At 44.7% G+C, this 26,891-nt stretch carries 20 protein-coding genes and 1 riboswitch; of the genes, 17 read left to right on the top strand and 3 right to left on the bottom strand.

Translation table 11 applies throughout. The annotated features are described in order from the left end of the window. The first annotated feature begins 86 nt into the window (after positions 1-86). The 4 genes from MHB37_RS22380 to MHB37_RS22365 all read left to right on the top strand — a co-directional run bounded on the left by MHB37_RS22380 (position 87) and on the right by MHB37_RS22365 (position 3,764). Complete coding sequence (locus MHB37_RS22380; RefSeq protein ID WP_076184074.1) at positions 87-446, top strand: ferredoxin; 360 nt, start codon at positions 87-89, stop codon at positions 444-446. 243 nt (positions 447-689) lie between these two features. Beyond that, on the top strand, positions 690-1,844 hold the full coding sequence (locus MHB37_RS22375) for an AI-2E family transporter (protein WP_076127413.1): 1,155 nt from the start codon (positions 690-692) through the stop codon (positions 1,842-1,844). Positions 1,845-1,863: 19 nt separating this feature from the next. Then, positions 1,864-3,336: a carboxylesterase/lipase family protein gene (locus tag MHB37_RS22370; protein ID WP_405168554.1), complete on the top strand. Its 1,473-nt coding sequence runs from the start codon at positions 1,864-1,866 to the stop codon at positions 3,334-3,336. A gap of 23 nt (positions 3,337-3,359) precedes the next feature. Beyond that, the gene (locus MHB37_RS22365) at positions 3,360-3,764 is read left to right on the top strand and encodes a VOC family protein (protein WP_248548467.1); all 405 of its coding nucleotides are present in this window, start codon (positions 3,360-3,362) and stop codon (positions 3,762-3,764) included. Positions 3,765-3,812: 48 nt separating this feature from the next. Here MHB37_RS22365 and MHB37_RS22360 read toward each other — a convergent pair whose 3' ends face one another. Together MHB37_RS22360 and MHB37_RS22355 are read right to left on the bottom strand one after the other, a co-directional pair. Beyond that, on the bottom strand, positions 3,813-5,315 hold the full coding sequence (locus tag MHB37_RS22360; RefSeq protein WP_405169619.1) for an N-acetylmuramoyl-L-alanine amidase: 1,503 nt from the start codon (positions 5,313-5,315) through the stop codon (positions 3,813-3,815). Between the two features lie 207 nt (positions 5,316-5,522). After that, on the bottom strand, positions 5,523-6,695 hold the full coding sequence (locus tag MHB37_RS22355; RefSeq protein WP_076192262.1) for a substrate-binding domain-containing protein: 1,173 nt from the start codon (positions 6,693-6,695) through the stop codon (positions 5,523-5,525). 209 nt (positions 6,696-6,904) lie between these two features. After that, positions 6,905-7,053, top strand: a riboswitch (FMN riboswitch). Positions 7,054-7,179: 126 nt separating this feature from the next. Between MHB37_RS22355 and MHB37_RS22350 the strand changes: the two genes are divergently transcribed. The 13 genes from MHB37_RS22350 to MHB37_RS22290 all read left to right on the top strand — a co-directional run bounded on the left by MHB37_RS22350 (position 7,180) and on the right by MHB37_RS22290 (position 25,929). After that, entirely contained in the window at positions 7,180-8,136 is a 957-nt protein-coding gene (locus MHB37_RS22350; protein ID WP_076104422.1) for a DMT family transporter, read from the top strand. 245 nt (positions 8,137-8,381) lie between these two features. After that, positions 8,382-11,903 carry a glycosyl hydrolase 53 family protein gene (locus tag MHB37_RS22345; RefSeq protein WP_405168553.1) on the top strand — a complete coding sequence of 1,174 codons (3,522 nt, stop codon included), beginning with the start codon at positions 8,382-8,384 and terminating at the stop codon, positions 11,901-11,903. A gap of 139 nt (positions 11,904-12,042) precedes the next feature. After that, on the top strand, positions 12,043-13,788 hold the full coding sequence (locus tag MHB37_RS22340; RefSeq protein ID WP_312148610.1) for a histidine kinase: 1,746 nt from the start codon (positions 12,043-12,045) through the stop codon (positions 13,786-13,788). An 18-nt stretch (positions 13,789-13,806) separates the two neighbouring features. Beyond that, positions 13,807-15,447, top strand: a complete 1,641-nt coding sequence (locus tag MHB37_RS22335) for a response regulator (RefSeq protein WP_076127424.1) — start codon at positions 13,807-13,809, stop codon at positions 15,445-15,447. Positions 15,448-15,554: 107 nt separating this feature from the next. Continuing rightward, positions 15,555-17,273, top strand: coding sequence for an extracellular solute-binding protein (locus MHB37_RS22330; protein ID WP_076127426.1), 1,719 nt, complete (start codon positions 15,555-15,557; stop codon positions 17,271-17,273). Positions 17,274-17,507: 234 nt separating this feature from the next. Then, positions 17,508-18,398: a sugar ABC transporter permease gene (locus MHB37_RS22325; RefSeq protein WP_036676126.1), complete on the top strand. Its 891-nt coding sequence runs from the start codon at positions 17,508-17,510 to the stop codon at positions 18,396-18,398. A gap of 27 nt (positions 18,399-18,425) precedes the next feature. Continuing rightward, positions 18,426-19,304 (top strand): carbohydrate ABC transporter permease, encoded by an 879-nt coding sequence (locus tag MHB37_RS22320; RefSeq protein ID WP_036676128.1) that lies wholly within the window; start codon positions 18,426-18,428, stop codon positions 19,302-19,304. 2 nt (positions 19,305-19,306) lie between these two features. Then, positions 19,307-20,353 carry an arabinogalactan endo-beta-1,4-galactanase gene (locus MHB37_RS22315; protein WP_405168552.1) on the top strand — a complete coding sequence of 349 codons (1,047 nt, stop codon included), beginning with the start codon at positions 19,307-19,309 and terminating at the stop codon, positions 20,351-20,353. A gap of 224 nt (positions 20,354-20,577) precedes the next feature. Next, entirely contained in the window at positions 20,578-21,234 is a 657-nt protein-coding gene (locus tag MHB37_RS22310) for a stage V sporulation protein AA (protein WP_036676129.1), read from the top strand. A 2-nt stretch (positions 21,235-21,236) separates the two neighbouring features. Further along, on the top strand, positions 21,237-21,662 hold the full coding sequence (locus MHB37_RS22305; protein WP_036676132.1) for a stage V sporulation protein AB: 426 nt from the start codon (positions 21,237-21,239) through the stop codon (positions 21,660-21,662). 528 nt (positions 21,663-22,190) lie between these two features. Continuing rightward, positions 22,191-23,891, top strand: a complete 1,701-nt coding sequence (locus MHB37_RS22300) for a spore germination protein (protein ID WP_076302799.1) — start codon at positions 22,191-22,193, stop codon at positions 23,889-23,891. A 126-nt stretch (positions 23,892-24,017) separates the two neighbouring features. Continuing rightward, the gene (gene lysA, locus MHB37_RS22295) at positions 24,018-25,352 is read left to right on the top strand and encodes a diaminopimelate decarboxylase (protein WP_340394241.1); all 1,335 of its coding nucleotides are present in this window, start codon (positions 24,018-24,020) and stop codon (positions 25,350-25,352) included. A gap of 145 nt (positions 25,353-25,497) precedes the next feature. After that, positions 25,498-25,929, top strand: a complete 432-nt coding sequence (locus MHB37_RS22290) for a peptidylprolyl isomerase (RefSeq protein WP_036676135.1) — start codon at positions 25,498-25,500, stop codon at positions 25,927-25,929. Between the two features lie 51 nt (positions 25,930-25,980). Here MHB37_RS22290 and MHB37_RS22285 read toward each other — a convergent pair whose 3' ends face one another. Beyond that, a complete protein-coding gene (locus tag MHB37_RS22285) occupies positions 25,981-26,736 on the bottom strand; it encodes a TIGR02206 family membrane protein (protein WP_076192242.1) in 756 nt (251 codons plus the stop codon). Between the last annotated feature and the right edge of the window lie 155 nt (positions 26,737-26,891).

Here is a 26,891-nt window from a genome sequence, read left to right as displayed (position 1 = left end):
ATTGACTATAATGATGCTTATGATAGTGTTTAAAATAATCCACGAACGGAATAGGGTTAGCTGATAAGAAGGGGTTGAAGTCATCCATGACGACCTGGAATTTACAAGGAACTGTAAGTCACTTATTAATATGTAACGGTAGCAGCTGCAAGAAACACAAAGGTGAAGAGGTAGCTGAAGCGATAGAAGATGAGATTGAGAAGCAGGGCGCACAAAGTCTTATACATACGACTGTGACCCGTTGTAATGGAAGATGTTCAGATGCTTGTGTGGTGATCGCTTATCCCGAAGGTGTGTGGTACAAAGAGATTACACCTAAGCTGGCGAAATCATTAGTGCGGAAACATTTGCAGGGGGAGAAGCTTGAAGATCACGTGTTATACACCTATGATGGACAATTGATTGCTTCAAATGAAAAGGACGCTAAAGGGAAAAAGAAAAAATAGCAAGGCTTGGGAGTACCTTTTAGTTGCGGTTCTAACCCTGTACAGAGGAATATCTCGTGCAGGGTTATTTATTTATAAACAGGGGAGGATTATGATTGAATCGGATCATGACCAGACTCGTAATAGGACTGTGTGCTTAATTAAGGACATCAAATTTGACTTGCAGGGCTAACGTTGACTATGCTATTAAAAAGTGAATGAAATAACACAGTATATATGATGGTTTATAGGGGAGAGGGTACGATGGAGAGGCTGCAGGTGTGGCCAGAGAAGTTCAAAAAATTTTTTCTGAATAATAAATTTGTAGTAGTGCTGCTCATTATGCTGCTGGTTGGAATTAATATTCTGGTATTCTCCAAAATACCGTTTATTTTTAAGCCGATATCAGTATTGCTGCACACCGTGGCCGCACCATTATTACTGGCAGGTATAGCTTATTATTTGCTGAATCCGTTGGTAGATCGGATGGAGAAAAGATCCCGAATAAAACGTGTATATGCAATAATCATCCTATATTTGTTGATTGCTGGTATCATCACGCTGGTTTTGTTTATGGTCATTCCAATTATACGGACTCAGCTATCAGGATTGATCGACAATTTTCCAAGGTATAGTGAATTAATTCAAGAACGGTTTATGGATCTGACCGGAACGGAGTTCTTTGGGCAAGTTCAAGACAGTATCGGAACGAACCTTAGTGAGATAACATCTAAGATAACAGCGTGGGGCAGTTCTTTTCTGAATAATGCCTTGACGGGTGTTGGCAGCTTTGTAGGAGCCCTTACAGAGATTGTCTTGGCGGTTGTAACGACGCCATTTATTTTGTTCTACTTGCTTCGCGATGGAAAAAAATTGCCGGATTATATTCTGAAGTTTGTACCTACTTCTCTGCAGCCGCAGACTCGTATGGTCATGTCGGAGATGAACAGTCAGGTATCCTCTTACATACGCGGGCAAATTATTGTCAGCTGCTGTATTGGTCTGCTGCTCTATATTGGCTATTTAATCATTGGTTTGGAGTACTCTCTCGTTCTGGCTATTGCTGCTGCTTGTACAGCAGTTGTTCCTTATCTGGGCCCGGCAATCGCGATTACACCTGCCCTAATTGTGGCGATGGTCACTTCTCCATTTATGCTGCTGAAGATGATTATCGTGTGGACGGCTGTTCAGCTGATTGAAGGAAAATTCATCTCACCACAGATCATGGGCAAGACGTTGAAGATTCATCCGATAACCATTATTTTTGTAATTATATTCGCAGGTAAAATGTTTGGGATTCTGGGGATTATCCTTGCAGTTCCGGGTTATGCGGTACTTAAGGTGGTATTTACACATCTTTTTGAATGGTTCCGGTTTCGATCCGGCTTATATAAACAGATTGAAGAGAATAAGGAATAATGTGAAAGGGTGAAATGTAATGGGAGGACCAATAGCAGTAACCTCTTACGGTAAGCTTCAAGGAATACAGGAGGGGGACGTGAACATTTGGCGCGGGATCCCTTTTGCAGCCCCACCTGTTGGAGAACTTCGGTTTCGTGCACCACAGCCACCAGAGGCCTGGGATGGGATTAGAGATGCTTCTGAATTTGGTCCAGTTAGTCATCAGCCAGCGGATACGAGAGGTACTCGGTTCGGTGGCAAGACGCCGCTTCATTCCGAGGATTGTCTGTATTTAAATATTTGGGCGCCAGCAGTTCATGATGAGCCCCTGCCTGTTATGTTCTGGATTCACGGGGGGACGTTTGTGACCGGGGCTGGAAGTCAGCCGCAGTTTGACGGCACAAGCTTCGCTGAGCGAGGCAAAGTAATTTTAGTGACCATTAACTATCGGCTGGGTCCATTTGGATTCATGAATTTGTCTCCATTTGGCCATGGGCTTGCTTCTAATCAAGGATTATTGGATCAAATTGCTGCGCTGGAATGGGTAAAGCTGAATATTGCTGCTTTTGGCGGGGACCCGCAGCGGGTAACTGTATCCGGAGAGTCAGCAGGGAGTATGAGTATCGCAGCCCTTTTGGCTATGCCAGCAGCGAAGGGGTTGTTCGCTGGCGCGATTATGCAAAGTGGGGCTGCTCAGACGCTGCCTAACGAGCAAGGAAAGTACATTGCAGCTGCACTGCTAGCTGAATTAGGGATTGCCCCAGATGGAGATGCCAGTCTTCTGCAAACATTTTCTTCTGAACAAATTATCGATGCAGCCGCAAGAATGACTAAAAAGTTAACGGGTGGCTCAATTGGCATGTTATTTCAGCCTGTCATTGATGGGGATATACTTCCTGTAGAACCTGCACAGGCTGTGGCAGAAGGATCGGCACATGGTATTCCGCTATTGATCGGAACCAATCGTGATGAGGGCAACTTGTTCTTCAGAGAAGAATCACCTGAGGCAGACTTTGACGAATCACTCAAGGCGCTGGAGCAGATGATGGGTACTGGGAGTCTGAAGGAAATTGCTAACCATTATTCTTCCACCTGGGAGGGACAAGCTGAAATTCTAACGGATCTTTACTTCTGGGCAACCTCGGTGTCTCTGGCGGAAAACCAATTGAATTATGCACCAGTCTGGATGTACCGTTTTGACGGCACGATCCCAGGTCATCCTTTGTTAAATAAAGCTGTGCATAGTGCAGAAATCGTTTATGCCTTTAATAATCTATCTCATCTAACCCATCTTAGGGCAGAAATTAATCCAACGATGCAGAAGTTGGCTGAAGTTATGCATGACGCTTGGATTGCTTTCGCTCATCAAGGAAATCCGGCTACAGCAGAGAGGGTATGGCCGAAATACAATCTGGAGGAACGGGCTACCTTGATCTTTGATGAAGATACGCATGTAGCTTATGATCCTGAGTCAGAGAAACGCAAAAGAATTGTCACTATGCTGGCTTAAGAAGATTGAGAGGCTGAATAAAGATGCAGGTAGAAGGTTTTAACCATGTGACCGTAAATGTCAGTGATTTAGCAAATTCCCTGAATTTCTACACAGGAATTCTGGGCCTTCAGCTAGTTCATAGAGGTAAAACTGATGCTTATCTGGAATGGGGAAGTGCCTGGATATGTCTTCTTGAAAAGCCTGATTATATGGCGATTGCAGATAAAGGGGTTGGGGTAGATCACATCGCTTTTAGTATTGCAGAGGAACATTTTGAAGAAGCCGTCCAAGGATTGCAAACCCAGAATGTGCCCATAATTAGAGGGCCAATCAAACGGGGAATAGGCTGGACGGTCAATTTTCTAGATCCAGATGGTATACAGCTAGAGCTGCATACCTCGAATCTGCGGGAACGAATGAGTGTTTGGAACACCGCTACCGAATAAAAGATGGGTGTCCTATCAGCCTAAACGGCTAATGGGACACCCATTTTTTTAACGACCTAAATATTCTTTGATTCCTAAAACTACTGCTTCGGCTATTTTATTTTGGATGTCCGGGGTAAACAGCAATGCTTCATCCTTGGTATTGCTTAAGTAACCACATTCTAATAATATTGCTGGCATTTTGGTTTCTCTTGTTACATGATAGTTTGCTTGACGAACCCCTCGGTCCTGCAGTCCTGTAGCAACTGCAAGGTATTTGTGAACGGTTTGAGCGAATAATAAGCTATCATTGCGTGTGTAATAGGTCTCTGTGCCACTAGGGTTACTTTTACTGCCCGCCGGAATACTATTGGCATGAACAGAGATAAATAGATCGGCTTTTACATTATTGGCGAGGTTAGATCTGTCCTGTAGAGTTGGGTATGTATCGCCACTGCGCGTGAGTATAACCTCGATATTTGGTTCTTTCTTTAGTAATTCTGCAATTTTCAGTGCTGTCGGCAAGGTGAAATCTTTCTCTTTAAGCTTGTTAACACTTGAACTCCCTGGATCTTTCCCACCATGTCCTGCATCGATGACGATTATCTTCTTGTCTGTGTTGCCGGTAGAAGGTGGAGGAGTTATAACCGGTACTTCTGGTAAGGTGGTTTCAGGAAGCGTAACGCTAGTCCCATTAAGATCCACAATAATAAGTCCATCATTAGCATTTATCAGACTGTAGCTATTAGCGCTGTTTAGATCAATTACGATCCGAATGGTAGATGGGGAACTGCTGAACAATGAATAGCGAACGGCAGAGACATTAGGATAGTCAGTAACCGTTAACTGTCCGCTTTGGTTCTTTCCTACGGACAGATTCTGATGGAAGTCGGTTCCAAAGCCAGTATTCGGTAAATCCACGACAATTCGGTCTTTGTCTGTCATAGTGAACACGGTAGGTTTTATACTGCCGTTCACTGCAATAACCAGCTGGTTATCGATGAAGCTAAGATTGGTGACTGTAGCTACTGAGCTATTCCCTTCAGTTGCTGTATTCCCGTTTGATCCGTTGTCTGAAGGTGCTGTTGGAGTGGGTTCTGGAACCGTAATTTCCGGATCGCTTCCCCCAATCTCAGGTACTGGAGAGGTTAAATATACGGTTTTGGTTACATTGTCCCAACCGACAGTAGTTCCTGTCTGTTCCCCAACAAATCTTAAAGGAACAAGGGTTGTGCTGCCACTGAGAAACGGAGGATTGTCCAGTTTGACTTGTTTCCCTGAAGCTTCTGCCATCGTATTATCCACGATCAGCTTTAAAGTAGTTCCCTTTTGCTCAATGATCGCCGTCTTGGTCACATTATCCCATTTCACGGTATAACCAAGCTGTTCCGCAACAACACGAAGAGGAACCATTACACTGCCATTTACAATTTGTACCTGTGCTTCTTTTGAAATCTTAAGATCGTTGCCGTCTAGGTTGATGTGTGTTTCCGCAGAGCCGGCATAACCAGTTCCTGGATGAACCAGCACCAACAAAAGCAGCAGTAACGCCAAAAAACCAAACTTTTTCATCTGCAATCCCTACCATCCCCGTTTATTGGTCTCTAGCAATTCTTACTTTTTCTTCCTTTGATGCCGTTTAAGGCTCGTATAAAGTATAAACGACAATAGTTTCCAAAAGTTGCGCTCTACAACAGATAAAAAGGAAAATTTTCGGTATAAAAATAGAAAAAGAGCCTTCCCAAACATTTGGGATAGCTCTCATTTGCTAGAGAGATTTTATTTTAACGATGTATAACCTGTTTTCTCTACCAATTTCTGACCTTGAGCAGATTGAATCCAATCCAGAAAGGGCTGAATATTAGGGTTGTCGCTTCCCGCGGTCACTGCATAAAATTCTGTTGCCAAAGGGTACTGTCCACTACGAATACTTTCCTTGTCTGGTTGGATACCATCGATGGCCAGCAGGGCTATTTCCCCGTTTCGATTCATTTCTGAGGCGTAAAATAAGAAGCTGTAGCCCAGTGCATTTTTATAGTTACGATAGCTGGAGGTTTGTTGAATGATACCGCTCATAATATCCGCTACGTCTTCTTGAGGCGGCTTCATGAGTGGAGTGTCCTTCATAAACTTTTGCAACATCGTTTGGCTTCCGCTATCTTCAGGTCGTTGAAAAGCACGGATTCGGTTATTAGCTCCGCCTACATCTTTCCAATTTGTGACCTTGCCTGCGTAAATATCTTTAAGTTGAGCGGTGGAAAGTCCGGTTACGTCGTTTCGTTTGTTTACAAAAAATACGAAGGCCTCGCGGCCGATCGGCGTAAGCTTCAGTTCGACACCTTTTCTTTTAGCTTCTTTTTGTTGTGCAATTGACGGAGCCGCTACAAATATAATATCGGTTTCTCCTTCAATTAATCTCTTGTAAGCTTCAGGCGTGCTGCTGCAAATTACTTGACTTGCTTGAAAATCATACGGATTATAATAACCCTCAGGATAAGTAGATTGAACGAAAGCTGAATACAGTGGATAAAGTGCGGTTGCGCCGTCCAATCTTGGAAGATCGCTATCGATATGATAGGAAGAAGGCTCGTCCAGATTCACTGCTTTGGTCTTCTCAGCAAAGGGTTCATACTGTAGCAGATTAACCTCCCGATCATCGACAGTGGCAATTCTGTTGACGTACGCTTGCTTGATCTCATATCCTGCGGTCGCGAGCAGACTAAGTCCGAGGATAGATAACAATACAATATTGCTTGTTCTTCGGGACAACACATTAAATATGATGAGTACAACATAGATGGCTAATACGATCGCTAAGATCGCCACAAGTGGGGTATAAAACAGCAGTCCTCCGTAAAGCGCAGTAATTATAGCACCTATGAATCCTAAAAAAGCTATTCCTCCAACGGCAAAAATGGAGAACAATAATTTCGTCCAGAATGCTTCTTTCATAACAACCTCCTCGACATGATTACTAAACTATGGAAAAATCAACATAATTTCATTATACAGAAGTTTTTTGGATGAAGCAGTAGAACAATTACGAACAAACATGTAATAAAATGCTGCGAAACATGAAAGTAATGTGTACATTTTCATAAAGTACTGGACGAATGGCTTGAAGAGGTTTATTCTGAGATTGTGAAAAAAACAACGGAATACAAGATTCTCGGGGTAGGGTGAAATTCCCGACCGGCGGTAATGTTCAAAGCGAACTGAGCCCGCGACTCACTTGTTCTGCTTGCAGAGAAGTGACTGATCTGGTGTAAATCCAGAGCCGACGGTAAAGTCCGGATGGGAGAGGATCATAAGATAAAGACGCTAGGAGTCTATCCTTGTACGTCTTTATTGATAATGCCCCCGAGTTTACCTATTTGGTAATTCGGGGGTTTTTGGTCTCTTATCGAGGGTTTGTATCGACAAGGAGAAGGAAATTATGAGTAATGTTACAGCTTCATCATCAACTAAGGTTGGCAGTACATCAGCGCTACGCAGTGGATTTTGGCTCGTTGTGATTGGTGCAGCATTATGGGGCGTTGATCCGCTCTTTCGTATCATCCTGTTAAAATCCTTAACCTCATCGCAAATTGTTCTTCTGGAGCATGTGGTGCTTTTCTTGGCTGCTTCACCTGTTCTTTGGCGTCACCGGGCGGAGCTTAAAGGAATTGGATTTCGCCAGATTGGTGCTTTATTGATTGTTTCATGGGGAGGCTCTGCCGGGGCGACGATCCTATTTACGATGGCACTTTCCAGTGGGGATTTGAATGCAGTGCTGTTACTGCAAAAGCTTCAGCCAATATTCGCTATCGGTCTCGCTGCTTTAATTCTTAAAGAACGTTTGCCAAAAAATTTCGGACCACTCATTGTGTTGGCGCTGGTAGGAACCTATCTGCTGACCTTTGGCTGGAGTATCCCTTTCGGACATGTGAATAACTTTATTGGGGTTAGCAGTCTGATGGCCTTGGGAGCAGCTGCACTGTGGGGGGGATCGACAGTCATGGGACGTTATCTGCTCGGTTCTATGAAATATGAGACAGTGACTTCGCTGCGGTTTATCCTTGCGCTTCCTTTACTTTTCGTTATCACTACGCTAGAAGGTGCCCCGTGGCAGATTCATGGCGGGTTTGGTGCATCGGCAGCTATTGCGGTTAATCTATTGCTGCAAGCTTTGCTGCCAGGACTTCTTAGTATGTTGTTGTATTACAAAGGACTTAGCACGACCAAAGCTTCCTTCGCCACATTGGCTGAACTCAGCTTTCCTATGACGGGAGTAATCATCAACTGGATTGTGTTCCAACAGCTGGTCACTATCCCGCAGATTCTCGGATTTGCCTTGATCTGGGTCGCTTTATTCTTTTTATCTAATCAACAGTCCAAACCACAAACGCTCTGAGCAGATTGAAGTGGAATGGTTCTACCTATATAAAGATGATTCGAAGCCGTATGGCTTTCGGATCATCTTTTTTTTGTATGTGATTTTACTCCTTGCTTAGATCAAATCGACTGCAAAAACTGCTGAAATGTTTCTAACGTAACATATAGCAGAGTTAATAAAGCGTTTACAATTAGGAAGTGCACAAAATGACTGTGCTGCTGAGTACATAATCCATGATTAAATTATTTAGGAGGAAGCAGACATTGAAGAAATCATTTGTATTATTTATGATTCTGACCTTTCTTATTTCCCCTTTTACGTTTGGGCAGTCTGCTCAAGCGGCAGGAGATGAGAATATTGCCCTAGGAAAGCCTGCTATATCCGATAGTGAGCTTGCAGGATATGAAGCGGGTAACGCAGTAGATTCCGATGAATGGAACACACATTGGACGGCGAATGACGGGAGCTTTCCTCATTGGCTGGAAGTAGATCTGCAAGGTGCATATGATTTGTCAGGTGCAACCGTCATCTGGAATGCATGGAGTTACATTAATCAATATACGATTGAAGTATCACGTGATCATAAGGTATGGACAACAGTTGTGGACAAAAGTCAGAGCAGCAGTGTAGAGCAAACTCAGTACAATGCTTTTAAGCTGCGGAATGTTTCTTATGTAAGGGTCAACCTGACCGGCATCAACGGCGGAAAATGGGCAGCCATTAATGATCTGAAGGTCTGGGGTGTTTCCGCAGCCAGCGCGCCGCATGAGCCGGCACAGGGTGAAATACAAACTGTACTGCCAGTACGGTTGGACACGGAAATTGGGCAAGCCCCTGAGCTTCCAAGTGTTGTAACTGTGGTATATAGCAATTCTGACACGGAGGATGCTCAGGTTGCTTGGGATGTGATCCCTCCAGCAGAGTATTCCCGTCCCGGAACCTTTACAGTAAGCGGTTCTATCTCAGGTACTGTGCAGAAGGCAGTGGCGAAGGTAACAGTAGTAGGTGACAGCAGCACGCCTATTGTTGGATTTGAGAGTATAAATGTCAGCACAATTACGGATGTGCCTGCTTTATTGCCATCAGCGGTAACGGCTATATACGAAGATGGGTCAAGCAAACAGCTGCCTGTAACCTGGGATGACCTTACTGAAGCGGAGTACGCGGTTGAAGGAACTTACAGCGTAATGGGGAAAGTTGCAGGGACAGACCTACAACCCACAGCTGATATTCAGGTTACTCCGCTTGTGCTGCAATCCGGGTTCATAAAAGGTGCGGACATTTCCACACTGGAAGCGATTGAGGATGCCGGTGGAAAGTATTACGACAATGGAGTAGAAAAGGATTTGCTGGATATTCTTAAAAGCCGGGGTGTAAATTACATTCGGCTGCGTTTATGGAATGATCCTCAGGAAGCTGGCGGCTATAATGACCGTGAGCATGTTGTGGAAATGGCGCAGCGTGTCAAAGCCAAAGGCTTTAAGCTGTTGCTTGATTTCCACTACTCTGATTTCTGGGCTGATCCCGGAAAGCAAAACAAGCCGGGAGCATGGGCGGATTACTCCTATGATGAATTGAAGCAAGCGGTATATGACTATACCAAAGATGTTATGGATGAGCTAAAGGAAAAGGGAGCTTCACCCGATATGGTCCAAATCGGAAATGAGATTAATGGGGGCTTGTTATGGCCTGACGGCAAATCCTATGATCAAGAGAATGCTTTTGAGAAGGTTGTTCCGCTTCTGGAGAGCGGAGTGAAGGGAGTTAGAGACAGCGAGGGTGCAGGTCAGGATATCAAAATTATGATCCATCTTGCTGAAGGTGGCAAAAATGATATGTTTCGTTGGTTCTTTGACGAATTAACGCAGCGGAATCTTGATTATGATGTGATCGGCGCGTCCTTTTATCCGTATTGGAGCGGAACGATGGATAGCCTGCAGTTTAACTTGGACGATATCTCTAAACGATATGGTAAAGAAGTGATTGTGACGGAAACCGCGTATCCTTACACGCTGGAGGACGGCGACAATTTTGAGAATAACATCGCCCGCCAAGATCAGCTAGACGGCAGTGGCTTCCCAGCTACGGTTGCAGGTCAAATGGCTGAGGTCAAAACAGTAATGAATGTATTGTCCAAAGTACCCGATGGTAAAGGAACAGGCTTGTTCTATTGGGAACCAGCTTGGATTCCAGTGCAAGGTGTAGGCTGGAAGGTAGGCGAAGGAAATGCTTGGGAGAATCAGGCAATGTTCGATTTTGCAGGGAATGCACTCTCTTCATTAAATGTCTTCAAAACCCCGGTGGCCGGTGAGGGGGGCGAAGAGGAACCCGGAACGGGAGGGAATCCTGGCACTGGCGGGGAACCCGGAACGGGAGGGAATCCTGGCACTGGCGAGGAACCCGGAACGGGAGGGAATCCCGGCACTGGCGAGGAACCCGGAACGGGAGGAAATCCCGGCACTGGTGAAGAACCCGGAACGGGAGGAAATCCCGGCACTGGTGAGGAACCCGGAACGGGAGGGAATCCTGGCACTGGTGAAGAACCCGGAACAGGGGTTAATCCTGATCCTATCATCACCGTCAGAGATTCAAGCGTTGTAAATTCAGCAAATAAAGCAGTGGTCGAACATACAGCGGCAGGACAACTTCAGGTGAAGGCACAAGCAGGAATTTCCGGCATAGCTGAGATCACGCTAAGTATAGAGGATATCAATAAGGCGCTGTCGACGCTTCCGGCGGATGGAAAACTGGTTATTTCTGTTCTGCCATCGACGGGAGAGCTTAAGGGAGCAGTCGTTCATCTTCCGTTGAGTTCTATACTAGAGCAGGGCAAACATCCTCAAATAGTAATTGTATATGGGACGGCCTCTGTTACGGTTTCTACGGAAGCTAGTGCAGGAATTATTAAGACGGGAGCTAAGGAACTAACGCTCTCACTGGTTCAGGTAGCTACGCCAACCTTGCCTTCACCATTGGCAACTGGAGCAAAAGACTACCCGGCCTATAACATCCATGTGTCAGTAGACGGGACTTCTATCGATGTTTTCAAAAAAGGAGCAATATCGGTAGCCTTCCACTACAAGCTGAAGCTCGGGGAGCAGAGCCAGCGGATTGCTGTTTATTCGATACTTGCTGATGGAAAACACGAAGTTATCAAAGCTGTGCGGTACAACCCAACCGCGGAACAGATTGTGTTTAATCCAAGTCATTTCAGCATTTATGCTGCGGGGTACGCAGAGGTGGGGTACACAGATTTAAAAGCAGCAGATTGGGCCACGTTAGCGATTGAATCCTTGACGGCTAAAGGGATCGTGCAAGGAATAGGAAACGGGATCTTTAATCCGCAAGGGGAGGTTACACGTGCTGAATTTGTCAGCATGCTGCTGCCCGCGCTGGAGCTAAATGCAGAAAGAGGGACAGGTAGTTTTAAAGATGTGAACCTTGATGCGTGGTATAGCTCTGCTGTGAATACTGCTGGGAAATTGGGTGTTGTACAAGGACATGCGGATGGCACTTTTGGCCCGAATGATAAATTGTCCCGTGAAGAAATGGCAGCTATTTCATACCGTGCGCTTAAGTTGGCGGAGAAAGTGAACGGTCAGAAAGATGTGAACGTTATTTCTTTTAAAGATAAAGACCTGATCTCGTTGTATGCCAGTGAAGGGATAACAGCGCTTGCGCAGGCTGGGATTATCAATGGATTCGAAGATGGCAATTTCCGCCCGCAAGCCCATACAACACGCGCTGAAGCGGCTTACATCATACTCAATCTTTTGCAGCAATAATAGGCAGACAGGCAATAACTGTGCTCGAAAAGGCAGTTAGGGCCTGTCTTTACCACATTTTTTAGATATTTATCTTTTCGCAAGTAGGGATTGTTTGTACAATAGGGGCTATGACATTTGAGCCGGAGAGTGAAGGAACGTGTATAGATATAATTTATTTACCAAAATCGTGAGTATCATGGTCATTATGCTGATCCCGATAACCATCCTTTACTTCTATTCCAATAAAACGACCACGGATGTGCTGCGTACGGAGTTAAATACTTCGAATAATAATCAGCTTAGTTTTTTTCAGAATCAGGTAGAAAGTAATATGGAGTTATTATCCTCGTGGCCGATTCTGCTGATCCATGATCCTGATATCCTCAGCCTTAAGGATACTTATCTGGAAAAAGGGCGTTTGAATCTGGATACGATAAACCTGATCAAACGGATTCAGACCAAAATCAGCATTCAAGAAAGCTCCTCCAATTGGAAGAGTAAGCTGTATCTATACTCCCCGTCCATTCATCGTATGGTGTCCGAAAATGATGCGAAGTTATACGAAGATGAGGATCTGAAGCGGGAAATGAAGTCGGGCTGGCATGTGGAGAAAATCGAAGGGCAGGAGGGTGATCGCTTCGTATTCTCGTGGTTCTCCTTTACACCCTTTATGTCAGAATTCGCTCCGGAAAAAGTCAAAACGGTTATGAAGGTAGAGTTCGACAGCCGGAACATAGAAGATATGCTGGATAAATTCAAAAGTGATGGCAGAAGAGATCCTTTTTATTATAAGCAGGGAACAGGACTTATTTTTAACCGCAGTGCCGACAAGGTGTTAGCTAAAGAATTGGTAGACAGGCTGGAAGAGACCCAGCTGAAGCCTAGTGAGAATCGCACGGTCAAAATAGAAGGTGAATCCTACAGTGTAAATATCGTCTATTCGGACAAAATGGGCTGGTATTTGATCGACTATATGCCGCTGACTGAAATCCTACATCCGATCCTGACCTCTAATCGTTTATTTTATTTTGCGATCAGTGCTTTGTTGTTAATGAGCTGTCTCGTAGCCTATCTATTATATGTTCAAGTGCAGGTGCCTATAAGGTTATTGGTTGGAGGCTTTCAACGGTTGAAGCAAGGGGATTATTCTGCGCGAGTGGAGATTAAAGGGAAGAATGAATTCAGCTTCCTGTCCGGCCGGTTTAACAGTATGGTAGAACAGATTCAGATGCTGATCGAGAATGTGCTGATGGAGAAAATCCATGTTCGCGAAGCCCGCTTAAAGCAGCTTCAATCACAGATAAATCCACATTTTTTCTATAATTGCTTCTCTTTTATTACAAGTATGGCGAAGCTCGATAATATGGGGGCAGTCGTTGGGATGTCGCATAATTTGTCCCGATATTACAGATACACCACTCGTCAGGAACGTGATTTGGTTGCGCTGTCTGAAGAGGTGGAATTTGTGAATCATTATCTGGAGATCCAGAAGATGAGGATGAGCAGACTTCGTTATGAGATCAATATCCCACCGCAAATGCGCAAAAGAGAGCTTCCGCCGCTCGTGCTGCAGCCTTTGGTGGAGAATGCGGTTATACATGGAATTGAGCCCGTCGCCAAAGAGGGACTGGTGCGGATTACGGGTTCCTGTGCAGGCAGAGAAATGACGCTTACGGTTGAAGATGATGGTCAGGGCATGACGCCAGAGGAAATTATAGAACTGGAAAATAAACTAAGCAGGGCGATGGATGAAGAAATGGGCTGCGGTTTATGGAATGTGCATCAGAGAATGCGGCTGCGTTTTGGGGAGACGTCTGGCTTGCGCATCTCGCCTTCTCCGCTTGGAGGATTACAGGTGACACTGCAGTGGTTGCTGCCCTACACAGACAATGAAATGGAATGACATCTAGGAGGGGAAAGAATGATAGAGCTGTTGTTAGTTGATGATGAGCCCTATGTTACGGAAAGTTTAGCCCGTACTATTCCATGGGCTGAAATCGGGGTAAAGCAGGTGCATCAAGCGGCATCGGGTGCTGAAGCTCTGCAAATTATGGAACAGCAGGCTATAGATATTATGGTTACGGATATTTCAATGCCAGGAATGACTGGCCTGCAATTAATTGAAGCCGTGAGCGAGAAATGGCCAAATATTCGGTCCATTTTATTGACAGGTTATTCCGATTTTCAATATGCGAAAAAAGCTATTCAACTGCAGGCATTTGATTATATTTTGAAGCCGGTAAGTGATGATGAGTTTATCAAAAGCGTATCCAGTGCGATTGAATCTTTGAAAGACGAATGGGAAGCTCATGATAGATATCATTTGCTGCTGTATAATCGCAAAGCCGATTACAGTGTTTTGCGGGCTAATCTGATGCACGAATTGCTTCTCGGCAGGGTGCTGTCTGAGCGGACGCTAGCCATTAAGCTGAAGGAATATGAAATCTCCTTCCAGCCGGATGCTGAAGCGGCGATGCTGCTGATTCAGCTGGGTAAACATTATGCCGCAATGGATCATCATTCGGTCTCTCTTATGGAATATGCGATCGGCAACATTGCCGAGGAGCTTTTTAAGGAACAGTTCCATGTCTGGTTCTGCAAAGCGCCGCATGATTGCTTGATTCTGCTTGTTGAATTAAAGCCGGCAGTACAGCAGGAATTGGAGCAAATGGCTAACTATGAAGCTGCAAGGCAGCAAATCCTAAAAGCGGTGATCGCGAATTTCCGAATTAGTGTAAGCAATTACCTCAAGGGTGAGATTTCACTGATTGTAACGGAGTGGTTCACCTTTCCGGAGGGGATGACGGCTGCCTATAGAAGCGGTCTTAGCTCGATGTATTTGGCAGCACATGATGAATCCAGCTCCGTGCTGTTTTTGGATGACCGCCAGCATCAGGAGACGATCAGCATCAAATCGCTCGAATGTCTTTATCGTCCACCTACACTCATTCATCTGCTGGAATCTAAACAATGGGATACAGCAAGGCAAAAAATTGCTGACGTGTTCCGGGATATGGAGAATGCACGGTTTTCCAGTGAACATCTGTATGAGGTCTTTCTATCGATAACGAATGCATTTATGTATATAGCGCATAAGAGTGGTCAGTTCATCTCCAAGATCGACCAATACGCTTTAGATCCGTTGTTGACGCAGAGTATTATTGTTTCTTTTGATAAGCTTAAAGATTGGGCGTTTGATATGCTCGATAAGCTTCAGAAGGAGCTATCCGAAAGCGATCAGAATACGAAAAGTTATATTATCAAGCAGGTGCATGAGCTGGTAGGAAACCATTCGGGGCATGAGCTGTCCGTCAAAACCATTGCCGATCATGTATATTTGCATCCAGTTTACTTGTCCAAGATTTATAAAGCTGAGACTGGGGAAGGACTTGGGGACTATATTATTCGGATGCGGATGGAACGGGCACTTTATCTGCTTAAAAATACGAATAAAAAAATCTATGAAATTACCTCTGAGCTTGGATATCAGAATCCGCAATATTTCAGTAAGATGTTCAAAAAACACTACAATATGACACCAAATGAATTCCGGGACGGATAGAGGTTGAGAAAGGTGCAGAAACCTTGTTTAAATGACGTATTCGGGCTCAGCGTCGTTCCCTATAATTAAAATGTAACCAACACTTATGGAATCCAAGGGGGAACAAAATGAGCGCGATGAAGAGAAAAAGATGGCTGCCGCTCCTATGCATGAGCATGCTTTTGGCGGGTAGCCTTGCGGGCTGTTCAGGCAATAACGCTGCTAACAGTAAAGACACTGCTGGAGATAAAGCAGCTGGTGAAGCGACTGCAAATACAGCTTCCAATTCTGAAAACGCCTACAAGGATAAATACGATCCTGAGGTGACATTTACAACCGCATGGGGCGTGGACCCTGAGCTTAAATTCAAAAACGGTGAAAGCATTGAGAATAACGTGGCTACAAAATGGGCTAAAGAAAAATTCGGAATCAACATTAAGTCCCTTTGGTCCATCACAGATACGAACGGTGCATTTGGTACGAAGCTGCGTTTATCCATGTCTTCAGGTCAGGATATGCCTGATGTGGTAACCATCGGTACAGCCGACAACACGATTGCACAGGATTTGATCGATTCCGGCATGTATGCAGATGTAGGAACTTTGTTTGATAAATATGCTTCAGATACTTGGAAAGAAGCGATGGCACAGGATCCTAACGTTTGGAACCAATACAGCCGTGATGGCAAAAGAATGGGCCTGCCTGTTCTCGATTATGCATATAACCATGATTACATTCTGTGGATCCGCCAAGATTGGCTGGATAAGCTGAATATGCAAGCCCCTAAGACGATCGATGAGCTGGAAAAAGTGATGGATGCGTTCAAGAATCAGAACCCTGATGGTTTGGCACCAGACAAGGTAACTCCACTTAGTATCGGCTTCAAAACAACGATGAACACTTGGATGGGCGATCCATCTTGGATCTTTGGTGCTTACGGAACCTTGCCACAGCAATGGAATCTAGATGCTGATGGTAAACTAGAATACGGCTCGGTAAATGCTGGGATGAAGCAAGGGCTCGAAAAACTGAAGGAATGGTTGGCGAAAGGTTATATTCCTCAGGAAGCAGCTCTTTGGGATGAGAACAAAACTGCCGAACCAGCAGTTGCAGGTACAGCAGGTATTCTCCCGGGTCCTTACTGGATGAGCGGCTGGCCGCTTCAGGATACCGTGAAGAACTCTCCAGATGCAGTATGGGCTCCAATTGAAATTCCAGCGGGTCCAGATGGAAAGGTTATGCGTCATGGCACACAATTCACTAACGGTGTAACTTTGATCAGCACGAAAATGAAAAATCCAGAAGCCTTCTTTACTTATCAAAACTATCTGTTCGATAACTTTGCTAATCCAACGCCAGGCAGTGAACTGGATAACGGTCTTTTTGCAGGATATGACTATGAGCTAGACGCGAACGGCAAGATGATCGAAAATGATAAAATTGCTGGCGGTTATGTGAATAGTGTTCGTTATATGCTGGTTCGTGACGGTGCCCGGATCCCGGATGCCCAAATGAAAGCACTCCTTAACCTGGCAGATGGCGCAGAGCCAACAACCCGTCTGGAGAAGGACGTAGCTGTGAATTATGGTAAAGATACCCCTGCGGCTGCCAAAGTTCTGCTGGCGCAAGAGGATAAATCCTTTAAGAATATGTTCACAGGTCCTACGACCGAAACTATGAAATCGAAGATGGACTATCTGAACAAAATTGAGAACCAAACGTTTAATGAAATTATCTATGGCAACAAACCGCTGGATGCATTTGATTCCTTTGTAGCAACCTGGAAATCAGGTGGTGGCGATCAAATCACTAAAGAAGTTAACGAATGGTATGACAGCGTAAAATAAGGTTTGGATTTAGTTTGACTAGGTAAAAAGGAGTAAACGGGACCGTCTCTTCAGCCGTAGCATTAGGCTTTAGGGAGGGTCCCTGTTTGCGTTTGAAGTCCTCTTTTTTCAATGTGATAAAGAGATTGCTTTTGTACCATATATATTGGTTTTGCCCGCTATTTGAGGAATTCGGGCGTTGCTATAATTTGAGTATGGTTACAGAAGAACTTGACACGATATGGGGGACCAAGGATGAGAACACTAAAAAAAACATGGCCTTTTCACTTGATGTTATTGCCGGCGATGATATTCCTGATCATCTTCAGCTTTATTCCAATGGGCGGAATTGTGATGGCATTTCAGGATTATAAGCCATGGCTTAAAATTTCAGGCTCGGCATGGGTTGGATTGGACAATTTCCGTTATCTATTTGAACGTAATGACAGTATGCAGGTCATTTGGAATACATTGATTATTGCTGTTCTAAAAATGATTTTCAATCTGGCTGTACCGTTTGTATTCGCCATTTTGTTAAATGAGATTCGCAAGGTATACATACAGCGTACTATTCAGACACTGGTATACTTGCCTCACTTTTTATCTTGGGTTATTCTCGGCGGGATCTTGCTGGATTTGCTTGCTACAGATGGTTTTGTCAATCAGATCTTAGGCAGCATGGGCTTCAAACCAATCTTTTTCTTAGGGGATAACAACTGGTTCCGGTTCACAGTTATTCTCACAGATGTGTGGAAGGAATTTGGTTATAATACGATCGTTTTCTTAGCTGCTCTAGCAGGAATCAATCCATCATTATATGAAGCTGCTGAAATAGACGGCGCTAACCGCTGGAAGCAGACACGTTTTATCACAATGCCATCTCTATTGCCAATGGTTGTGGTGGTAGGTACCTTGGCTCTCGGAAATGTATTGAACGCAGGGTTTGACCAGATTTTTAACCTCTACAATCCACTGGTCTATCAGAAAGGCGATATTATTGATACCTTCGTGTACCGCACGGCTATTCTGAATGGTGAGATGGGCTTTGGTACGGCAATCGGACTGTTTAAGTCGGCCATTAGTATGATCCTAATTCTCGTCTCGTACAGTTTGGCTAAGAAGTGGGCAGGATATCGCATTTTCTAATCTACCAAAGGAAGAGGGAGACAACTTATGTATTACAAAACAAGAGGTTATCGTATATTCAACGTGTTTAATACTTGCTTTCTAATCCTGCTCGCACTGATGTGTATTGTACCTTTGATTCATGTGCTGGCTGTATCCTTTAGCGCGAAGTCGGCAGCGGATGCCAATTTGGTAGGGTTATGGCCAAAGCAATTCTCTCTGGAAGCTTATAAAAAGACAATAAACAATCCGATCTTTCTACACTCCATCTGGGTATCTGTACAAAGAACCATACTCGGGACTGGACTTACACTTTTAATTACTTTTTTGGCAGCCTATCCGTTGTCCAAAGAAAACTCAGCCTTCAAGGGCCGTAATGTTTACTCTTGGTTGTTCGTTTTCAGTATGGTGTTCAACGGTGGATTGATTCCATTTTACATTGTGATTCAAAAGATTGGTTTGATGGATTCCTTCTGGGTACTTGTTCTTCCAGGTGCGGTAAATACGTTCTTGGTGATTCTGATGCTGAACTTCTTCCGTGGTATTCCAAAAGATCTGGAGGAGGCTTCGCTAATAGACGGAGCCGGACATTTCCGTACGTTGTTCAGTATTTACTTGCCGATTTCTCTGCCGTCGATCGCTACGATTGCCTTGTTCAGCATGGTATTCCATTGGAACTCCTGGTTCGATGGACTATTGTATTTGAATAATTCCAAGCAATTTCCACTGGCGACATTCCTGCAGACGGTTATCATTCAACGGGATATGAGCTCCATGAGCATCAATCCAAAGGAAATGGAGCTGATCTCGCAGACGACGGTGAGAGCCGCGCAAATATTTATCGGAGCCGCTCCAATTTTGATCGTATATCCTTTCCTGCAAAAATATTTTGTTAAAGGGATGACACTTGGTTCTGTAAAGGAGTAGCAATGATGACAACCACATTTATCAATGGAATGGATATCTCGTTTCTGGATGAAATTGAGCAGGGTGGAGGAGCGTATTACAGCGGTGCTGTAGAGTCCGTTGAGAACGCTGAGGATTTGCTCTACATTCTGAAAGACAATGGCGTGAATGCCATCCGGCTGCGGATTTGGAATGATCCTCCGGGCGGCTTCTGCAATCTAGAACGTACGCTGATTATGGCTAAGCGAATTAAAGAAGCAGGGCTTAACTTTCTGCTGGATTTTCATTATTCGGATAAATGGGCAGATCCTGCTAATCAATCGAAGCCAAAAGCTTGGGAGAACCTTGATTTTACGGGTTTAACATCAGCCGTGTATGAGTATACTCGTGAGGTTCTTGAGCTTTTGCAATCTCAAGGCACTATGCCCGACATGGTGCAGATCGGTAATGAGATTACTCCAGGCATGTTATGGAATGAAGGCAAGGTGGATGGAGAGTGGGATACTACGGACCAATGGGAACAGTTCATTACACTGGTTCAAGCAGGAATAGCGGGCGCAAAAGCTGTTGCTTCTGATTTGTCCATCATGATCCATATTGACCGTGGTGCTGATCATCCAGCCAGCCGTAACTTTTATGATCGGTTTTTCGAGCATGGCGTAAATTTTGATGTGATCGGATTATCTTTTTATTCTTGGTGGCACGGCACGCTGGATGACTTGCGATCTAACCTGAATGAATTGGCGGTGCGGTACAATAAGGATATTATTGTTGTTGAAACAGCTTATCCTTGGACGCTGAATGCACCTGAAGGTTTCCCCTTAATAGTAAGTGAGGAAAAGCAGCTGCATGAAGGTTATCCGGCTACAGTAGAGGGACAGACTAAGTATATGAAAGATTTTATTAGTGTAATTGAGAATATACCTAACGATAAAGGTATCGGGTTTTATTATTGGGAGCCAGCCTGGGTTCCTTCGCAAAAGGAATGGTCCGTGGGACATGAGAATGGATGGTCCAATCTGACCCTGTTTGATTTTGCGGGAGGGAAATTGGATTCGCTCGAATTCTGACGTATTTAGGATTGAAACAAGAAGACAGCTTAAGGTAATTACCTTGAGCTGTCTTCTTTTTAATTTCCAGAAGAAGGGTTAGCCTTTCCTGATACCTATAAACAAGCAACATTTCAGTATTTCAAGAAATTGATTCAGAGCAGCAAGAGTAAAAATAAGGCTTTACTCCCATACTACCGTTATCTTGGACCTGAGCTTCACCATAACCTTTAGGAGGAATGCGGATGAAACAACATTCTGCTCCCACCATCTATATACAGCTTAAAAATCGGGTGATGGTTCCCAAAGGTAAAGGTGTCACGTTGGGTGATATTGCTTTTTTGATAGCGGAGCCTGAGCTGAAAGAGTCGTTGGAGACAATTCTCTTAATGAAGCCGGAGCAAAGTGACGGCAATCTGATTTTGATTGATCTGTTGATGGTTATCCCCCGGATATATGAACTTATACCGAATGCGGACATTGAACCGATCGGTGAAGGGAGGACGATTGTGCAGATTGAGAGTCAGGTGGAGCGACGGAAACCTTCGGTGGCGATGTTTGTTTTAGTGTGGCTGCTGCTTTTCTTTGGGTCTGCTCTGACGATTATGAACTTTCATGCTGATGTAAATATGCTGGAGGTACAAATTCGAATTGTGGAGATGCTAACGGGTCATCGGGATGAGCATCCCTATATATTTCAGATTGCTTATTCTCTGGGCATCGGGTTTGGGATGGTCATTTTTTTCAACCATTTATTTAAAAAGAAGTGGAATGAGGAGCCTACTCCGCTGGAAGTGGAAATGTATCTGTATCAGAAGAACATCGACCAATATGTCATCAATGAGGAATACAGCAAGATGAGGCGCCGCAGTGAAAACCAATCTGAGAATACGGAGGACTGAAGATGACGGCACCCATAGCACTGGGACTAAATTTGCTGCTGGGCATTGCGGGTGGTATTGCTGTAGGCGGTGGAGTGATCGCTCTATTTGTTGTGCTGGATATGGTGCCGCGTCTGGCGCAATTAACCTCTTCTTACGATAAAGTTCATTGGTATGAAGGCGCGATGGTAGGTGGATCTTTAGTAGGTACTGTTAGTGATTTTTGGAATTGGAAAATTACCTCAGGTCCTCTAGTTGAACTTGGTGTAGGACTATTTGATGGGATTTTTGTCGGGATGCTCGCTGCAGCATTGACCGAGGTATTAAATGTGCTGCCGATACTCGCTAAACGCTTAAATATGACACATTATCTATTCGGTCTGTTAATGGCGATGGTGAGTGGGAAGGTCGCGGGTTCTTTGTTCGACTGGTTTGTATACCGACAGTAAACAGGGGGTTAGGAAATGAGCAAGTTTATTCACAGCGGTGATTCTGCACCGGAAGATGACCATCTGGAAGATAATGCTGCAGCTGCTGCAGCAATGAAGACAACTGCAGAGGATCTAGTTGCAGATCACACAGAACCTGAGGGCGCTTCAGCTATCGGTGAAAGTGAAGATTCAGCGGAAAATTCTACAACATCTGAAACTAGCCAGGACCAGCAGGATGCAGAGGCATCAGCCGAATTAGGCACTGAGCAGCAGGATGCAGAAGTGACTGCGGAGCAGGGAACAGAACAGCAAGATGCAGAAGTGACTGCGGAGCAGGGAACAGAGCAGCAGGATGCACAAGCGACTGCGGAGCAGGGAACAGAGCAGCAGGATGCAGATGCCACTGCGGAGCAGGGAACAGGGCAGCAGGATGGGGAAGTGACTGCGGAGCAGGGAACAGAGCAGCAGGATGCAGAAGCATCGGATGAGCTCGGCAATCAGGAGCCAAATGAGCCGAGTAAAGGTTTTTTTGCCAGGTTATTTGGTATGGATTCAGAGGATTCAGAATCAGATGATGAGGCACAGGATCAGAATGCTCAGGCAGCAGGCGGAACAGGTAACGATGCTGGTACTGGGGAGGAGTCTCAAGCTCAACCGAAGCCTTCAAAGAAGCAGGCGCAGCAGCAGTCTCAGAACAAAAGTAAAGATAAGCTACAAAACAAACGCGATAGTGAGCATTCTAACTCATTAAAGGAATCCGTTATTTATTGGCAAGGCAATGATCATATCCCAGGTTCTCTACAAGAAACAAAAAACACGCTGACCGAAGTGATGGGGCTGGGAACAAGTTTTGATGTGACGTTTAGAGAAATGTCCTTTGGGGGACATAAGACAGCTTTACTCTGCTTAAGCGGATTCACCAACGAAGATGTGACGGATGAAATTCTGAAACGACTAACCTACCTTTCTTCAGAAAATTTGTCCGCAGGTGTATTAGGTAGCTTTATGAACGAATACATCCCTCATATTCAAGTTGAAGAGGGTAGTGTATTAAGCGAATGTTTCGATAAAGTATTAAAAGGAATGAGCGCACTATTTATTGAGGGTGAGAACAAAGTTATCCTAATGGATACTCGATCTTACCCCATGCGAAGTCCTGATGAACCCTCGATTGATCGGGTGGTGCGTGGTGCGCGCGATGGTTTTACAGAAACCCTGCTTAGTAATATTTCACTTGTAAGAAGACGGATACGTGATCCGGGGCTGAAGCTTGAAATGTTTCAAGTGGGACGGCGGACACGGACAGATGTCTGCGTGGCTTACATCGATGATATCGTTGATAAAACGCAAGTAACGTCAGTCATCGATAAAATCAACAGCATCGATATCGATGGTATTCCACTGGCGGATAAGCAATTGGAAGAAGCGATTATCGGCGGAGGGTGGAACCCTTATCCTATGGTGCGTTATTCTGAACGCCCTGACGTTGTAGCCTCCAATTTATTAGAGGGACGGGTCATATTATTCGTGGATACCTCGCCCATTGTAATTGTTCTTCCGACTACCTTTTTTGATCTTTGCCAGCATGCGGAGGAGAATCGCCAGACTCCTTTTATGGGGACATATCTGCGGTGGGTCCGTTTCATCGGCATCTTCGCTTCCATGTTCCTGCTCCCGTTATGGATGCTGCTTGTTATCCATCCTGAGTTAAAGCCTGCTATGCTGGATTTTATCGGGCCGCAAAAGACAGCGAGAATTCCTATTCTCGCTCAGTTTCTGATTGTAGAGCTTGGGGTTGATTTACTGCGGATGGCCGCCGTGCATACTCCAACACCTTTAGGCTCAGCGATGGGTCTGATTGCAGCCATATTGATTGGTGATATAGCGGTGCAGAGTGGTCTGTTTGTAAACGAAGTAGTACTGTATATGGCGGTAGCCTCAATCGGTATGTTCGCGACTCCGAGTTATGAGCTGGGTCTGGCGAACCGTATAGTCAGGCTTGTGTTATTAATTTCCGTAGCGGCGTTCCAGGTACCAGGCTTTATGATTGGCACGACGTTACTGACTATCTTCTTAACCACTCATCGGTCCTATAACTCCTCATATATGTGGCCGTTTATACCCTTTAATGCAAAGGCAATGAGTGAAATTCTATTGCGTAAACCGGTCTTAAGTTCGAAGGAAAGGCCGTCTTTTAACAAAACCAGAGACAATACCAGAATGCCGCCATCTCAAGAGAATGAGTAACAATCGTAGGAAAATACAAAACTACTGCAAATTAGTCCATTCAATGGAGTTCCCACTGTCTGTTATACTGAATACACTAAGACAGGGTGGAACCTTGATATTCCACAGAAATTGGAGGACTAAAGAATGTTTCTACACGGTACTAGCCGCATTAACGATGCTGGGCATTTGGAGATCGGCGGATGTGATGTAACTGAATTGAAAGCGGAATATGGAACCCCGCTATATATATTGGACGAGCAATTGGTTAGACAACGTTGCCGGGAATATATGGATGCTTTTAAAGCCTCCGGCCTTGGTTTCCAAGTAGCTTACGCAAGCAAGGCATTTTCAGTAATGGCAATGGTTCGTTTGGCTGATGAAGAAGGTTTGTCACTGGATGTTGTATCCGACGGCGAACTATATACAGCTTTGCAAGCTGGCTTCCCGGCAGAACGTATTCATTTTCATGGCAACAATAAGACATCTGAAGAGATCGAAATGGCGATTGATGCCAAAATCGGCTGCTTTGTAGTCGATAATTTGGTAGAGCTTAACCTTTTGCAGTCCATTGCTGCACGCAAAGAAGTTAATGTAAACATCTTATTGCGGGTGACACCAGGTGTAGAAGCGCATACTCATGAATATACCGCAACGGGCCAGACAGATTCCAAATTCGGCTTTGATATCGGTAATGGATCGGCCTATGAAGCAGTGAAAGCAGCAGTCAGCAAAAAGAATATCACGCTGCTTGGTGTGCATTCCCATATTGGTTCGCAGATCTTTGAAACCGATGGTTTCCAGCTAGCTGTTGAGCGTGTGGCAACTTTTGCCCGCAGTGTTAAAGAAGGCTTGGAAGTGGACTTCCGTGTAGTCAATCTTGGTGGAGGTTTCGGGATTCGTTATATCGAGGGAGATACCCCATTACATGTTTCTGAATATGTTGCAGCGATTACGGATGCAGTGAAGACTCATTTTGTTGGAATTTATAGTGCTTTGCCGGAAATTTGGGTGGAGCCGGGCCGTAGTATTGTTGGAGATGCAGGTACTACATTGTACACTGTAGGATCCAACAAGGACATTCCTGGCGTGCGTAAGTACGTTGCTGTTGATGGTGGAATGACCGACAATCCACGCCCTGCTTTGTATCAGTCTAAATACGAGGCATTGCTTGCTAACCGTGCTAACGAAGACGCAACTGAGACTGTCTCCATCGCTGGTAAATGCTGCGAGAGCGGAGATATGTTGATCTGGGATGTAGAGCTGCCGAAGGCTGAAAGCGGAGATTTGTTGGCTGTAGCCTGCACAGGTGCGTATAATTACTCCATGGCCAGCAACTATAACCGTCTTCGCCGTCCGGCTTTAGTATTCGTACAGAACGGACAAAGCGATCTTGTAGTGCGTCGTGAAAGCTATACGGATCTTATTGCCAACGATATTGTACCAGAGCGTATCGCCAAACAGACAGTTGTTGCTAAGTAATAGCCTGCTGCTGTAAGGTGGGTAAAGTTGAGCAGCATATAGAGCAAGCAGGAAAGTCTCCTGCTTGCTTTGCTTTGTGCGTGGTTTCATAGTAATATAATTGAGGTATTCTAAATTTGTTAATTTTGAAAGGGGTCATTTACATATGGCAAAGCAAGCGAAAATCACTCTAGAAAATGGCGGCGTAGTGCTGCTGGACTTGTTCGATCAAGATGCACCTAACACTGTAGCCAACTTTGAAAAGCTGGCAAAAGAAGGTTTCTACAACGGATTGACATTCCACCGTGTTATCCCTGGTTTCGTTGCTCAAGGCGGATGTCCTAACGGAACTGGCTCTGGCGGCCCAGGTTACACAATCAACTGCGAAATTAACCCAAACAAACATGAACGCGGAACACTTGCTATGGCACATGCAGGTAAGAACACAGGCGGAAGCCAGTTCTACATCTGCTACGCTCCACAACCACACTTGGATGGAGTACACACTGTGTTTGGTAAAGTAGTAGAAGGTATGGATCTTGTTGATGCTTTCAAAGGACGCGACAAAATGACTTCGGTAGAAATCATCGAAGCTTAAGATTTAATAGTTAAAAGCCAGTCTCCGAATGGGGCTGGCTTTTTTGTGTTGTTAAAGAATCCGCCTAACCTGTCTACGCCGTGAATTGCGCCGCTCTGGCAGCCAGAAGAATATCAAATACATAGCTAGAAACACAGTGAAGGCAAACAGCTCTTCAACAAGCAGGTAATAAGGATAAGGTCCAAAATAATCCAATACGGAATAGGTACTAGGTTTCTGGGATAGGAACATGTAGTTTGAGCCTAGGAAGTAATTAGCAGTCCAGATGCACGCAGCCACAATATTGAGGCCGAGCATGGTGATGAGTAAAGATCTCCAAGTCGGCTTGTAGCCCTCAATCCAGGTCATGTAAAGAGACGCCAGAATAATAGAACCATGAGCTATAAAAAACAGGAGAAAGCGGAAATGAGGGAACGGATAAACTAGGTTAGGGGTGAGCAACGCAATAAATGCTCCGCCGATCCCGGCAAAGTAGAGAAAGGAATAAAGGGTTCGACTGCGTGAAATTAACATGATAATAGACAGCAGTAGAGTGATTCCACAGAGCTCGAATGGTAATGAGGAGCTGGAGCGCCAGATGTTCTGAGCGATGTACCACATTTGCAGCCCGGCTTCTGAGACTACAAGTAGAATGATTAGCAGCAAACGCACGCTTTGCCGAAGTCTTGAATCTGTACGAATTTCAAACCGTAAACCATAGAGCAGTAGACAACTTAACGTAATGATAGACAGCGCAACCCAATGCGAAGAGGAGAACATGATGAAATCCTCCGCGTGCTGGCGATCAAAAAAAGATGAAAGCTGCATAGATGAACCTCCTTTGAACGTGAAAACATCCATCAAAAATAAAGTTTGAGAATTTTAATAATCTTGATTCTAGATATCCATAAAATGGGTATATATGTATATGTTCTGTCAACTCCACCGCATAAGGAAGACTTTTCATTATATTAACATAAGAT

This window comes from Paenibacillus sp. FSL H3-0286 (genome assembly GCF_045040705.1).
Lineage (GTDB): Bacteria > Bacillota > Bacilli > Paenibacillales > Paenibacillaceae > Paenibacillus_AQ > Paenibacillus_AQ odorifer.
This window is presented reverse-complemented; position numbering and strand designations above follow the sequence as displayed.